The organism is Kitasatospora sp. NPDC090308, from assembly GCF_044769485.1.
Lineage (GTDB): Bacteria > Actinomycetota > Actinomycetes > Streptomycetales > Streptomycetaceae > Kitasatospora > Kitasatospora fiedleri.
This window is the reverse complement of the sequence record NZ_JBIVXY010000010.1, coordinates 85,441-97,760: the sequence shown is the minus strand read 5'-3', so window position 1 is coordinate 97,760 and position 12,320 is coordinate 85,441. Positions and strand designations below refer to the sequence as shown.

Sequence of the window (12,320 nt, the reverse complement as noted above, 5' to 3'; positions counted from 1 at the left end):
GGGGAGCCGGAAGGACCGGCGGACGTGACGGACCGGAAGGAACCCGCCGTGACCGACCCCGATCGAGCGCCCAAGACGCCCGACCTGCCGCCCCCGGACGGCATCGAGGTGCCCGACATCGTCCCGGCCGACGGCGAGGAGCGCCGCGACCCGACCGAGGAGCCGACCTCCGACCCGGACCGCGAGGCCGCGGAGACCACCAAGGCCGACGGCGGGGACGAACCGCCGGACTGATCCCGACGACCGATCCCCGGGCCCCGGCCCGGACACCACCCGAGGAGTTGCCGATGACCGAGTACGAACGTTCCCGCACCATGCCGGCCCTCCCGGAGCCGGTCTTCGACGAGGCGACCGACCCCGCGCGGCTGGACGCCTGGATGCCCCGCGACCTGCACGTGCGGGTCGACGACCCGCCCGCCGTGACCGTCCACGAGGACCGCAGCGGCACCGAGGAGCGCGGGCTGCTGCGCACCCGCCAGGACCAGTTGCGGATGGAGTGGGGCACCCGCGACGACGGCCGGTACGCCGGGTGGCTCCAGGTGGCCGGGCTGGACACCGGGACGAGCCAGGTCACCATCCACCTCTCCTTCTTCGAGGACGGCGCCGGGCCCGCGCCGGAGACCGTCGAGCGGGAGCTGGACGAGAGCCTGGCCCGGCTGGAGGAACAGGTCCGCCTCCGGGTCGACGGCGGCGGCTGACCGTCCCGCCCCGGGGCCGGGTACGGACCCGGCCCCGGGGCCCGGAGCGTTTCAGACCACCAGGACCCGCCGCCCGCGGGTGTGGCCGGCCCGGCTGTCGGCGTGGGCCGCCGCCGCGTCGGCGAGCGGGTACGTCTTCGCGACGGGGATGCGCAGGCGGCCCCGGGAGATCAGGTCGGCGGCCACCGCGAGCGCCTCCGGCACGCTGCCGGCCGTGTCGGAGAACCGGACGCCGTGCTCGGGCGCGCCGAGGTCGGCGATGGAGACGACCTTCCGCGGGTCCCCGGTCAGGTCGACGAGTTCGCGGATCACGCCCGCCCCGGCCAGGTCGAGGGCCGCGTCGACCGGACCGAGCCGGCGCACCCGTTCGACCCAGCCGTCGCCGTAGGTCGTGGCGGCGGCCCCCAGGGAGCGCAGGTAGTCCTGGTTGTCGGCGCCGGCCGTGCCGACCACCTCGATGCCCCGGTCGCGGGCGATCTGCAGCACGGCCGAGCCGACCCCGCCGGCCGCGCCGCTGACCAGCAGCCGCTGCCCGGGCCGGACGCCGACCTCGCGCAGGACCCGCAGCGCGGTCTCCACCACGGACGGGTAGCCGGCCGCCTCCTCGTACGTCAGCCCGTCGGGCATCGGGGCCCAGGCGGAGAGCACGGCGAACTCGGCGTAGGTGCTGCTGCCCTCGCCGAAGACCCGGTCGCCGACCGCGACCCCGGTGACGCCCTCGCCGATCCCGTCCACCACCCCCGCGGCGTCCAGCCCGAGCCCGGAGGGCAGGCGGAGCGGGTGGGCCTTGAGCGCCTGCCCCTCGCGGATCCGCCAGTCGACGGGGTTCACGCCCGCGGCGCGCACGGCGATCCGGAGCCGGCCGGGCCCGGGGCGGGGCTCCTCGGCGTCGACCAGGTGCAGGACTTCGGGGCCGCCGAACTCGGCGAAGACCATCTTCTTCATGCGGACGAGACTAACCCTAACGGTTAGCTTTTTGGAACTGTTGTCATTTGCTAGCTGCTAGGGTAAGGGCATGACCGAGCCGACCGGCCGCCGCGAACGCAAGAAGGCCGCCACCCGCCAGAAGATCGCCGACACCGCCCTGCGGCTCTTCCTGGAGAAGGGCTACGACGCCGTCGGCCTGCGCGACGTGGCCGCCGAGGCCGACGTCGCCGTGACCACCGTCTTCTCCCACTTCGCGGCCAAGGAGGCCCTGGTCTTCGAACAGGACGGGGACTTCGAGCAGCGCCTCGTCCGGGCGGTCGCCGACCGCGACCCCGGCGAACCGCTCGTCCCCGCCCTGCACCGCGAGGTCCGCGCCCTCGTCCGGCACTGCACCGCCGACGGCACCGCGCCGATCTGGCGGATGATCAACTCCTCGCCGGCGCTGCGGCAGTACGAGGAGACGATGCGGCTGCGCCACGCCGAATCGCTGGCCGCCGCCATCGCCGCCGACCCCGGCCCCCCGCGCAGCACCACGGCCGTCCGCGCCCTCGCCCGGTTCGCGGTCGACGCCCACGCCCTGGCCCGGACGGCCGCCGACCCGGACGCCGCCCTGGACGAGATTTTCCGGATGATCGAGGCCGCCTGGCAGGCCGCGCCCGCGACCGGGAACCCGCAGGTCGGAACGGCTGAACCGGCCTCGCGCTGAACCGTTCCGGCAGCGCGCCCGGTTCACCCGATCGGGCGAGTGGGCCAGTCCGACCAATCCGGGGCCACCGGGGCCCCGAACGGGGGATGTGACCAACCACCCGACCCCCGCCGCCGCACCGTCCGGCCACCCGCGCCGCCGACGCGTCGCCCGCACCCTGGGCGCGGCGGCGATCGGCCTGGCCGCCGCGGTGGCGGCGCTGGGCGCGGGCGAGTTGGCCGCGTACGCGGTGGGGGCGCGGAGCGCGCCGGTGATCGCGGTCGGGTCGGCGGCGATCGACCTGACGCCCACTCCGCTGAAGGAGTACGCGGTCCGCACCTTCGGCACCCACGACAAGGCGGTGCTGCTGGGCGGCATCTACCTGACGATGGCCCTGCTCGCCGCGCTGGCCGGCCTGCTGGCGGTACGCCGCCCGCTCGCCGGGGCCGCGGTGTTCGGGGCGTTCGGCGGGCTCGGCGCCTGGGCCGCGCTCTCCCGCCCCGGCGCGGCGGCGGCGGACTGCGCCCCGTCGCTGGCCGCCGGACTGGTCGGCGCGGCCACCGCCCTGGCCCTGGCCCGGCTCCGGCGGCGCACCACCCCCGCACCGCTCCCGGCGACGGCGGAACGGGCGACGGCGGAACGGGAGACCGCGGCCTCGGACCAGGTGTCCGCGACCGCGCTGACCGGCCGTCGCACCGTGCTGACCGCCACCGCCGCGACCTTCGCGGCGGGCGCGCTGGCCGGGGTCGGCGGGCGGGTCCTGACGGACCGCCGGTTCGACGTCACCGCCGCCCGCGACGCCGTCCGCCTCCCGGTGCCCGCCCGCCCGCTGCCGCCCCCGCCCGCCGCCCTGCACCCGAAGGTCCCGGGCCTGTCCCCGTTCACCACCCCGAACGCGGACTTCTACCGGGTCGACACCGCGCTCACCCTGCCCCGGATCGACCCGCGCGACTGGGCGCTGCGCATCCACGGCCTGGTCGACCACCCGCAGTCGATCACCTTCGACCAGCTGCTGCGCGAACCGCTCGAAGAGCTCGACCACACGCTGTCCTGCGTCTCCAACGAGGTCGGCGGCCCCTACGTGGGCACCACCCGCTGGCTCGGCGCCGCCCTGCCCGCGCTGCTGCGCCGGGCCGGGGTCCGCGCCGGGGCCGACCAGCTGGTGGGGCGCTCGCAGGACGGCATGACCATCGGCACCCCGCTGGAGTCCGTCCTGGACGGGCGGCGCGCGCTGCTCGCCGTCGCCATGAACGGCGAGGCGCTGCCGGTCGCGCACGGCTTCCCCTGCCGCAGCGTGGTGCCCGGCTTCTACGGCTACACCTCCGCCACCAAGTGGCTGGTGGAGCTGGAGGTCACCACCTTCGCCGCGTTCGACCCGTACTGGGTGCGGCGCGGCTGGGACCGCACCGGCACCGTCCGCACCGCCTCCCGGATCGAGGTCCCGGCCCCGTTCGCGAAGGTCCCCGCCGGGGACGTGGACGTCGCGGGCACCGCCTGGGCCACCCACCGGGGCGTCGCGGCCGTGGAGGTCCGCGTCGACGGCGGCCCCTGGCAGCAGGCCGACCTGGCCGCCGACGCCGGGCCCGACCTGTGGCGGCAGTGGTCGTACCGCTGGCGCGGCGCGCCGCCGGGCACCCACCGGATCGAGGTGCGCGCCACCGACGCCGCCGGCGCCGTGCAGCCCGAGCAGCGGGCCGCGCCGTTCCCCGCCGGGGCGACGGGCTGGCACAGCACCGTCGTCACCGTCACCTGACCACCACGTACCTGACGAACCGTCATCCGCCTTTTCACCAACACCACTTCACCCGTATCGAGGAGCGTTCCGCCATGTCCGTCACCACCCGTCGCCGTACCCTGACCGCCCTGCTCGCCACCGGTGCCCTCACCCTCACCCTGGGGGCGTGCAGCAGCAGCGGCGAGACGAGTTCCACGTCCGCCTCGGCCTCCGCCGGGAGTTCCTCGTCCGCCCCGATGTCCGGTTCCGACAGCAGCACCGCCTCGGCCGCCGCGATGGCCGGCCAGCCGTTCGGTGCGGCCTGTACCGCCGTGCCGAAGGACGGTGCCGGGTCGTTCTCCGGCATGGCCATGGACCCGGTGGCCACCGCGGCCTCCAACAACCCGCTGCTGTCCACGCTGGTGGCGGCGGTCAAGCAGGCCGGGCTGGTCGACACCCTCAACTCCGCGCAGAACATCACCGTCTTCGCGCCCACCAACGACGCCTTCGCCAAGATCCCGAAGGCCGACCTGGACGCGCTGCTCGCCGACAAGGCCAAGCTCACCAAGGTGCTCACCTACCACGTCGCCCCCGAGCGGCTGGCCCCCAACGCGCTGACCGGCACCCACAAGTCCCTGGAGGGCGGCGACCTCACCGCCGCCGGCGCCCAGCCGGACTTCACCGTCAACGGCAACTCCAAGGTCCTGTGCGGCAACGTCCAGACCGCCAACGCCACCGTCTACATCGTCGACACCGTCCTGATGCCGACCTCCTGACCCGTCACCGGACCGCACCCCGGTCCGTCCCGGCGACCACGCGCCGGGACGGGCCGGGGTGCTCCGTGCCCGCTCCGCGCCGCTCCGGGTCAGGCCAGGCCGAGCGCGGGCAGGACGGCGGACTCCACGTACCGCCGCAGGTAGTCCGCGTCGGCGGGGCGGCCGGAGAGGAGCGGCCTGATCCGGGTCGCGCCGAAGACCATGTCCGGTACGAACTCGAGGGCCGGGTGGTCGGCCGGCACCTCGCCGCGGGCCACGCCGCGCCGCAGGATCTCCTCCAGCGCCGCGACCTCGGGGGCGATCACCGTCTCCCGCACCGCGTCCCGGAGGTCGCTGTCGGTCATCACCGCGTAGCCGAGCGCCTGGAGCAGGGCGGTGTCCCGGTCGGACCAGGTCCCGGTGGCCGCGGCCACCCGGCGCAGGTCGCCGGCCAGCGAACCGGTGTCGATGCCCGCGCACCGCGGTTCCCGCCGGGCGCGCAGGGCCGCCGCGACGAACCGCGCCTTGGTCCGCCAGCGCCGGTAGAGCGTCGACTTGCCGCACCGGGTGCGGGCGGCCACGCCCTCCATGGTGACGGCCTCGTAGCCGCCGGTGCGGATCTCGTCGAGCACCGCCTCGAAGAACTCCCGCTCCCGCTCGGACGTGATCTTCGACCGGGTCGAGCCGCAGACCGGCTCCTCGTCCCGCACGCCCTCCACCTCCCGCACCTCCCGCACGCCCCGCCCGGGGCGTGGTGTCGTCCCGCCGTCCCCGGGGTGTCGGGGCGGCGACGGCCGTATGTACACTCCACCAACGTATCGATACGCGACTGTATCGATACGTCAGCGTATCGGCACTCGCACGCGGGACCCGGGAACCGGGCCGCCCGCCAGTAAGGGGGAGCGGTTGCGCACCGCGACGGACTCCGCCGGAGCCCCGGCAGGAGACATACCCCGGCCCCCGGTGCTCCGGGAACTCCTGCTCGTCCTCGGGCTCTTCACGGTCTACAAACTCGGCCGCCGACTGGCCATCGGCCACACCGCCACCGCCTTCCACAACGCGGACCGGGTCTGGGGCCTGGAGCGCACCGTCCACCTCCCCGGCGAGGGCGCCGTGCAGGACCTGCTGCTGCGCAACGAGACGGTGGTGCACCTGGCGAACGTCTACTACGCGACCGTCCACTTCCCCGCGACCGGGCTGTTCCTGGTCTGGCTCTACCTCTGCCGACCCGCCCACTACGTCTGGGCCCGCCGGGTGCTGGCCGCCGTCACCTCGGCCGCCCTGATCCTGCCCTTCGCCTTCCCGCTGGCCCCGCCCCGGATGCTCGCCTCCACCGGGCTGGAGGACACCGGCCGGCTCTACGGGCCCGCGGTCTACGGCCCGCCCACCGCCGACCACCTCTCCAACCAGTTCGCCGCGATGCCCTCCCTGCACTTCGGCTGGGCCCTGATGGTGGCCGTCGGCCTGATCGCGGCCACCCGCTCGCGCTGGCGCTGGCTCTGGCTGCTGCACCCCGTGGTCACCCTCACCGTGATCGTCGGAACGGCCAACCACTACTGGCTGGACTCCATCGCCGCCACCCTGATGTTCCTGCTCGCCTTCACCTTCATCCGGGCCCCCGCCACCACCACCGGCTGCCGGGCCCGCCGCCCCCGGCCCCCGGAGGACCGCGCCCTGGTCCCGGTCGCCCACTGACCCCGGCAGCCCGGCAGCCCGGCAGCCCGGCGGCCCCGGCCGCCCGCCGGTCCGCACGACCCCGTCACCGCGTGAGCGGCCGGCGGGGTCGTGCCGTTCCCGCCCCCGCGCGCACCGATAGGTAAGCAATCGACATATGGCGACAGCAGCCCTATGATCGCCGCATGACCGAACGTCAACTCCGGGAGCCGACAAGGCTCGTGCTCACCGCGCTGGCCGACGCCCCCCGGCACGGCTACGCGATCATCCAGGAGGTGCTGGCCATCTCCGGCGGCCGCACCCGGCTCAGCACCGGCACCCTCTACACCGCGCTCGACCGGCTGCTCCAGGACGGCCTGATCCGGATCGAGAGCGAGGAGGTGGTCGACGGCAGGCTGCGCCGCACCTTCGCCCTCACCGGGCAGGGCCAGGACCTGCTGGCCGAGGAGGCCCGCCGCCTCCGGCTGGCCGCCGCCGAGGCCGAACGCCGACTCGGCGCCGCCGCCCGCCTGCGCCCGAACGGAGCCGGCGCATGACCGCCCGCCCCGCGCCGCAGGCCGGGCGCCTGCTGATGAGCCTCTACCCCGTCCGCTACCGGGCCCTGCACGGGGAGGACATCGCCGCGGTCTTCGCCCGGACCGCCGAGGGCCTGCCCCGGCGGGCGGTGCTCCGGGAGCGCTTCGACCTCGCCGCGCACGCCCTGCGGCTGCGGCTGCGGATCGGCCCCACCGACCCGGCCGGCCGGGTGCTGGCGGGCGCGGCGCCCGTCACACTCGCCATCGCCGCGGGCCGCTGCCTGTTCTTCCTGCTGTCGCGGCTGCACGAGAGGGTCCACCGCATCCGGTACCCGTTCCCCGGCAGCGGCCTCGGCCACGCGGTCCTGGACGCCGTCCTGCTGGTGGCCGGCACCCTGCCGTGGCTGCTCGCCCTCGCGCTCGCCGCGGTGGGCCGGTGGAGGGCGGCCCGGATCACCGGCCTGCTCGCCGCCCTCGTCGAGGTCGGCATCCAGGAGCTGGAGGGGATCTACCAACTGTGGCTGGTGGGCTACCTGTTGGGCCTGCTGCTGGTCGGCGCACTGCTGCTGCTCGCGCCGCCCGACCTGGTGGACGTCACCAAGCGGGGGCGGTGGGAGGCCGCCGGGCTGGCGCTGGGCGTCGGACTGCCGCTGATCGCGGCGGACCGGTACCAGCTCACCCGCCACCTCTCCCTGAACATGGCGACCGTCGGGCTGTTCCCGCTCTGGCTGTGCGCGGCGACGGCCGTGGTCCTGCTGCTGCGCCTGTCCGGCCGCCGTCCGGACGGGCTCCGGGCCGCCGGAGTGGCGCTCGCCGTCCTGCCCTGGCTGGTCCACCTGGTGTTCGCCGCCGTCGACGACCCGGCGCGGGAACTGCGGAGGATCGTCCGCTACGGCGGAGCCTGCCTCGTCCTGCTGGGTCTCGCCGCCGCGCTGGCGGCGGCGGTCCACCTGGTCCGCCGGACCTGGTGGGACAAGCCCACCGACCCCGCCTGACCCCGCCTGACCCCGGGAGCCGGGACCGCCGGGGCGCCCGGCGGTCCCGGCGCCTCAGCGGCCGCCACCCGCGGTGAGCGTCGGCTCCGGCTCGAACCCGCCCTCGGCCGGGGCGGGTTCGGGCTGCTCCGGCCCGTGGCCCCCGGCGGCCGGTGCGGCGGCGCGCAGGGCCGCTTCGACCCGGCGGTTGCCGGTCATCGAGGCGGTGACGGCCGTCATGGTGAGCAGCAGGAACGCGGCGGCGTACAGCGGGGTGCGGACGTCGTGGGAGGCGGCCAGCCAGCCGCCGAGGAAGGCGCCCAGCGGCGCGGCGCACATGGCCAGCATCCGGGAGGTGGAGGCGACCCGGCCCATCAGGTGGGGCGGCACGATCGCCTGCCGGAGGGAGGGCGCGAGCACCATCGTGGCGCCCATCCCGGCGCCGCAGAGGGCGAGGGCCAGCCCGGCCGCGTACGGGTTCGGCGCGGCGGCCAGGCCCAGGACGGCGAGACCTTCCAGCCCGGCGGTGCAGGTCAGCGCGGTGCCGGTGCCGAGCCGCCGCCCGAGGAAGGAGGCGACGGCCGCGCCGAGCAGGCCGCCGGTGGCCTCCGCGGTGAGCAGCAGGCCGAAGCCGGAGGTGCCGACGCCGAGGCGGTCGTGCGCGAAGAGGGCCAGCACGGTCTCCACCGCGAGGAAGGCGACGTTCCCGACCGCCGGGCGGAGCGCGAGCCCGAGCAGCACCCGGTCCCGGAAGACGTACGAGGCGCCGGCCCGGGCCTGCCGGAGCAGCGACTCGCGGGCCGCCGGCACCGGCCGGGGCCCGGCGGGCAGGGTGCGCACGAGCAGCGCGGAGAGCAGGAACGACACCGCGTCGGCCAGCAGCGGCACCGCCCGCCCGAGGGCGAGCAGCGCGCTGCCCGCGGGCGGCCCGGCGAAGCCGGACATAGCGGTCTGGGCGCCGCGCAGCCGGGAGTTGGCCCGCTCCAGGAGCGCGGGGTCGCGCCGGAGCAGCTCCGGCAGGTAGGCGGTGGCGGCGGTGTCGAAGAACAGCCCGCCGACGCCGAGCAGGAAGGCGACGGCGGCGAGCAGCGGAACGCTCAGCAGGCCGAGCGCGGCCGCCGCCGCGGCCGCCGCGAGCAGCGCCGCGCGGGCGGCGTCCGCGATCCACATGGTGCGCCGGCGGTCCCAGCGGTCCACCAGCGCGCCGCCGAGCACGCCGAGCAGCAGCCAGGGCAGCGTCCCGGCGGCCGTGACGACGGCGAGCGCCAGCGGGTCCCGGGTCAGGGTCAGGGCGAGCAGCGGCAGCGCGGCGTGCATCACCCCGTCGCCGAGCGAGGAGACGGTCTGCGCGGTCCACAGCCGGCCGAAGCCGGGCGGCAACCTCCTTGCGCCGGTGGTCATTCGGAGCCCTCCTCGGCCTCGGCCCGGGCGCGCGGCGCCGGGTGGAACAGGGCGAGGACCAGCGAGGCGTCCGGCAGCGCGGGGTCGGAGAGTGCGCGGTACTCGTCCGCCAACGCCTCCAGCCGGGCGCCGAGTTCGGCGAACTGCCGCTCGGTGAGCCGCAGGTGCGCCATCCGCACGTACCGCTCGCCGTCCGCGGGCGAGGACTCCAGGTCGGCCACCGCGTGGCGCATCAGCACGTCCGGCCCGCCCTCGCCCGGGTCGGGCAGCACGATCGCCCGGGCGGCCATGGCGTAGTACCGCTCGGTGACCCCCCGGACCTTCCTGGTCCGCACCACCTTCACCAGGCCGGCCCGTTCGAGCAGCCGCACGTGGTAGCTGGAGCTTCCCTTGGCGAGGCCGACCCGCTCGGCGATCTGGGTGATGGTGGCGGGTTCGAAGCGGAGCACGGCCATGATCCGGTGGCGGGTGAGGTTGGAGACGGCGCGCAGTTGCTCGTCCGTCGTGACGTGGAACGTCTCGGGAAGATCGTCGTCGGTGGGCACGGAAGCAATGGTCAACGTTTCTTGACCATTGCGCAAGGGGTTTCGCCCGAACTCCCGCGATCCGTCGCCCGGCCCGCGGGCGCGGACCGGGGCGAACGGGCGTGCGTCAGCCCGGCGGGCCGGTGCCCACCCCTCCGGGCGGGTGGGGTGGCACCCGTTCCGACCTGCGGTGATGTCCGGGAGCGGGGCGGCTCGGGGCGCGGGTGGCCCGGGGGGTGCCTAGCGTGGGCCGGGTGCGCCCGTCCGCCGGGCGGTGCCGGAGTTTCGCGGGTCGGTGCTGTCCGGTCCCGCCGCAGGGGAAGGGGAGACCTGATGGAGAGTCTGCTGACGGACCGGACGGCGGTCGTCTACGGCGCCGGGGCGGTCGGCGGCGCGGTGGCCCGGGCCTTCGCCCGGGAAGGGGCCCGGGTGTTCGTCGCGGGCCGGGGCGAGGCCGGGCTCAAGCAACTGGCCCACGACGTGGAGTCCGAGGGCGGCTCGCTGGTCACCGCGCAGGTCGACGCGCTCGACCGGGACGCGGTCGAGGGCTTCCTGGACTCCGTGGTCGAGCGGACCGGCGGCCTCGACGTCTCGTTCTGCGCGACCTCCACCCGGCGGCCCGGCGGCGCCCAGGGCGCGGCCCTCGGCGAGCTGTCCTTCGAGGACTTCGCGCTGCCGATCATCGACTTCACCAAGGCGCAGTTCGTCACCGCCAACGCGGCGGCGGCCCGGATGGTGCCGCGCGGACGGGGCGCGATCATGATGATGACCGCCGCGCCCGCGCGCGTCCCCTACCCCTACACCGCCGGGTTCGGCCCGGCCTGGGCGGCGGTCGAGGGCTTCGCCCGCACCCTCGCGGCCGAACTCGGGCCGCAGGGCGTGCGGGTGCTCTGCCTGCACTCCGCCGGATCGCCGGAGGCGGCCCGCAGCATGGAGAGCACGATGGCGACCGGCCTGCCCGAGCTGCCGGCCCGGCAGGCGGGCTGGCAGGAGCGCTCCGCCGCCCGCAACCTGCTGGGCCGCTGGCCCGCGCTGGCCGACGTCGGGAACATGGCGGCGTTCCTGGCCTCGGACCTGGCCCCCGTCTCCACGGGCACCACGGTCGACCTGACCGGCGGCATGGTCGGCCGCTGACGGCGGCCGGACCGCGCACGGCGGCCGGACCGCGCACGGCGGGCCCGCCGCCCTCCCGGTGGGGGAGGTGGCGGGCCCGCCGTCCGTGATCCGGTCGCCCGGACGTCCTCAGATGTACAGCGTGTTGGGCTCCAGGCCGCACAGGGCCCGGCCGTAGAGCTCGGTGTTGGTGTCCGGGTTGATCAGGGCGTGCAGGGCGACGCCCTGGATGTCCCGGGCGATCCGCTGGAGCGGGACGTCGAGGTGGATCGAGCTGCCGCCGCTGATGCTCACCAGCAGGTCGACGGCGTGCTTGGCCAGCCGGGTCGCCTCGCCCTGGTCGTTGCGGACCTGGGCCCGCTCCTCCAGCTTCCACTCCTCGCCGCCGGCGGCCTTGGCGTCCACGGTGGCCGCGCCGCGCCGGGCGTGGAACTCCGCCTGGTCGATGCTGTTGACCGCCTCGGCCACCCGCAGGTGGGTGATCGGGGCCTCGGCCTGCACGGTGTAGTCGGTGTAGGTGATCTTCCGGCCGGGCAGCCGCTCGAAGAACACCTCCCGGGCCGCCTTGGCCAGGCCGACCGCCACGCCGACGCCGGAGGCCGCCGCGACCAGGGAGGCCGGGGTCCGCCAGACCGGGGAGTCGGCGTTGGCCCGCGACAGCCCCTGCGGGCGCATCGCGGCCCCCATCGGGATGATCCGGTGCTCCGGGACGAACAGCTCCTCCGCCACCGTGGTGACGCTGCCGGTGCCGCGCAGCGCGCTGGTGTGCCAGTCGTCGACGATCTTCAGGTCGGTCATCGGGACCAGCGCCATGACGGGCTCGGGCTCGGCGTCCGGGCGGAGCAGGATCGCGGCGATCTCCTGCCAGCCCGCGTGCCAGGCCCCGCTGACGAACTTCCAGGAGCCGTTGAGCACGATGCCGCCCTCGGTCGGCACGGCCGTGCCGGTGGGGCTGTTGGTGCCGCAGACCCGGGGGGCCGCGGAGGTGAAGACCTCGTCCTGGGCGGCGTCCGGGAACAGGCCGGCGATCCAGGTCGGGATCCAGAACACCGAGGAGGTCCAGGCGATGGCGCCGTCGGCCCGGCCCAGCTCCATGGCGACCTCCACCAGCGTGCTGGTGTCGCACTCGTAGCCGCCGTAGCGCACCGGCGTCCGGAGCCGGAAGACGCCGGCCTCGGTGAGCGCCGCGATCGTCTCCTCGCTCAGCCGGCGGTTCTCCTCCGACCAGGCCGCCTGCTCCCGGAGGGCCGGCACCAGCGCGGAGACCCGTTCGACGATTTCTTCCCGGGTCGGTATTCCAGTGGACGACATCATTTCCTCCTGGACGGTTCGATTGAGTG

At 75.8% G+C, this 12,320-nt stretch carries 14 protein-coding genes; 9 read left to right on the top strand and 5 right to left on the bottom strand.

The window, feature by feature from the left end; all coding sequences use genetic code 11:
- The first annotated feature begins 48 nt into the window (after window positions 1-48).
- Together ACIQVD_RS22645 and ACIQVD_RS22640 are read left to right on the top strand one after the other, a co-directional pair.
- Entirely contained in the window at window positions 49-234 is a 186-nt protein-coding gene (locus ACIQVD_RS22645) for a hypothetical protein (RefSeq protein WP_400680520.1), read from the top strand.
- A gap of 53 nt (window positions 235-287) precedes the next feature.
- The gene (locus ACIQVD_RS22640) at window positions 288-698 is read left to right on the top strand and encodes an SRPBCC family protein (protein WP_400680522.1); all 411 of its coding nucleotides are present in this window, start codon (window positions 288-290) and stop codon (window positions 696-698) included.
- A 51-nt stretch (window positions 699-749) separates the two neighbouring features.
- Here ACIQVD_RS22640 and ACIQVD_RS22635 read toward each other — a convergent pair whose 3' ends face one another.
- Complete coding sequence (locus tag ACIQVD_RS22635) at window positions 750-1,643, bottom strand: NADP-dependent oxidoreductase (RefSeq protein WP_402291378.1); 894 nt, start codon at window positions 1,641-1,643, stop codon at window positions 750-752.
- A 70-nt stretch (window positions 1,644-1,713) separates the two neighbouring features.
- On the opposite strand from ACIQVD_RS22635, the gene ACIQVD_RS22630 reads away from it, so the two are divergent.
- The 3 genes from ACIQVD_RS22630 to ACIQVD_RS22620 all read left to right on the top strand — a co-directional run bounded on the left by ACIQVD_RS22630 (window position 1,714) and on the right by ACIQVD_RS22620 (window position 4,800).
- Entirely contained in the window at window positions 1,714-2,331 is a 618-nt protein-coding gene (locus tag ACIQVD_RS22630; RefSeq protein ID WP_402291376.1) for a TetR/AcrR family transcriptional regulator, read from the top strand.
- Between the two features lie 88 nt (window positions 2,332-2,419).
- A complete protein-coding gene (locus ACIQVD_RS22625) occupies window positions 2,420-4,063 on the top strand; it encodes a molybdopterin-dependent oxidoreductase (RefSeq protein WP_402291375.1) in 1,644 nt (547 codons plus the stop codon).
- Between the two features lie 74 nt (window positions 4,064-4,137).
- A complete protein-coding gene (locus ACIQVD_RS22620; protein WP_400680531.1) occupies window positions 4,138-4,800 on the top strand; it encodes a fasciclin domain-containing protein in 663 nt (220 codons plus the stop codon).
- 89 nt (window positions 4,801-4,889) lie between these two features.
- Here ACIQVD_RS22620 and ACIQVD_RS22615 read toward each other — a convergent pair whose 3' ends face one another.
- Window positions 4,890-5,498, bottom strand: a complete 609-nt coding sequence (locus tag ACIQVD_RS22615) for a TetR/AcrR family transcriptional regulator C-terminal ligand-binding domain-containing protein (RefSeq protein WP_400680533.1) — start codon at window positions 5,496-5,498, stop codon at window positions 4,890-4,892.
- Window positions 5,499-5,685: 187 nt separating this feature from the next.
- Between ACIQVD_RS22615 and ACIQVD_RS22610 the strand changes: the two genes are divergently transcribed.
- The 3 genes from ACIQVD_RS22610 (at window position 5,686) to ACIQVD_RS22600 (ending at window position 7,963) form a co-directional block, all read left to right on the top strand.
- Window positions 5,686-6,474, top strand: coding sequence for a phosphatase PAP2 family protein (locus ACIQVD_RS22610; protein WP_402291372.1), 789 nt, complete (start codon window positions 5,686-5,688; stop codon window positions 6,472-6,474).
- Window positions 6,475-6,638: 164 nt separating this feature from the next.
- Window positions 6,639-6,989 (top strand): PadR family transcriptional regulator, encoded by a 351-nt coding sequence (locus ACIQVD_RS22605; RefSeq protein ID WP_400680538.1) that lies wholly within the window; start codon window positions 6,639-6,641, stop codon window positions 6,987-6,989.
- On the top strand, window positions 6,986-7,963 hold the full coding sequence (locus ACIQVD_RS22600) for a hypothetical protein (protein ID WP_400680541.1): 978 nt from the start codon (window positions 6,986-6,988) through the stop codon (window positions 7,961-7,963). Before ACIQVD_RS22605 ends, ACIQVD_RS22600 begins: the two co-directional genes overlap by 4 nt.
- Before the next feature lie 54 nt (window positions 7,964-8,017).
- Here ACIQVD_RS22600 and ACIQVD_RS22595 read toward each other — a convergent pair whose 3' ends face one another.
- Together ACIQVD_RS22595 and ACIQVD_RS22590 are read right to left on the bottom strand one after the other, a co-directional pair.
- On the bottom strand, window positions 8,018-9,343 hold the full coding sequence (locus ACIQVD_RS22595; protein ID WP_402291370.1) for an MFS transporter: 1,326 nt from the start codon (window positions 9,341-9,343) through the stop codon (window positions 8,018-8,020).
- Window positions 9,340-9,888: an ArsR/SmtB family transcription factor gene (locus ACIQVD_RS22590; protein WP_400680545.1), complete on the bottom strand. Its 549-nt coding sequence runs from the start codon at window positions 9,886-9,888 to the stop codon at window positions 9,340-9,342. Before ACIQVD_RS22590 ends, ACIQVD_RS22595 begins: the two co-directional genes overlap by 4 nt.
- Before the next feature lie 312 nt (window positions 9,889-10,200).
- Between ACIQVD_RS22590 and ACIQVD_RS22585 the strand changes: the two genes are divergently transcribed.
- Complete coding sequence (locus ACIQVD_RS22585) at window positions 10,201-11,001, top strand: SDR family NAD(P)-dependent oxidoreductase (RefSeq protein WP_159072951.1); 801 nt, start codon at window positions 10,201-10,203, stop codon at window positions 10,999-11,001.
- Between the two features lie 108 nt (window positions 11,002-11,109).
- On the opposite strand, the gene ACIQVD_RS22580 is transcribed toward ACIQVD_RS22585, so the two are convergent.
- Entirely contained in the window at window positions 11,110-12,291 is a 1,182-nt protein-coding gene (locus tag ACIQVD_RS22580) for an acyl-CoA dehydrogenase family protein (protein WP_400680547.1), read from the bottom strand.
- Window positions 12,292-12,320 lie beyond the last annotated feature (29 nt).

What these genes read in the sequence shown, in the direction of transcription:
- ACIQVD_RS22640 (WP_400680522.1), top strand. Translation starts at nt 288, where the DNA reads ATGACCGAGTACGAACGTTCCCGCACCATGCCGGCCCTCCCGGAGCCG.
- ACIQVD_RS22635 (WP_402291378.1), bottom strand. Translation starts at nt 1,643, where the DNA reads ATGAAGAAGATGGTCTTCGCCGAGTTCGGCGGCCCCGAAGTCCTGCAC.
- ACIQVD_RS22630 (WP_402291376.1), top strand. Translation starts at nt 1,714, where the DNA reads ATGACCGAGCCGACCGGCCGCCGCGAACGCAAGAAGGCCGCCACCCGC.
- ACIQVD_RS22620 (WP_400680531.1), top strand. Translation starts at nt 4,138, where the DNA reads ATGTCCGTCACCACCCGTCGCCGTACCCTGACCGCCCTGCTCGCCACC.
- ACIQVD_RS22605 (WP_400680538.1), top strand. Translation starts at nt 6,639, where the DNA reads ATGACCGAACGTCAACTCCGGGAGCCGACAAGGCTCGTGCTCACCGCG.
- ACIQVD_RS22600 (WP_400680541.1), top strand. Translation starts at nt 6,986, where the DNA reads ATGACCGCCCGCCCCGCGCCGCAGGCCGGGCGCCTGCTGATGAGCCTC.
- ACIQVD_RS22595 (WP_402291370.1), bottom strand. Translation starts at nt 9,343, where the DNA reads ATGACCACCGGCGCAAGGAGGTTGCCGCCCGGCTTCGGCCGGCTGTGG.
- ACIQVD_RS22585 (WP_159072951.1), top strand. Translation starts at nt 10,201, where the DNA reads ATGGAGAGTCTGCTGACGGACCGGACGGCGGTCGTCTACGGCGCCGGG.
- ACIQVD_RS22580 (WP_400680547.1), bottom strand. Translation starts at nt 12,291, where the DNA reads ATGTCGTCCACTGGAATACCGACCCGGGAAGAAATCGTCGAACGGGTC.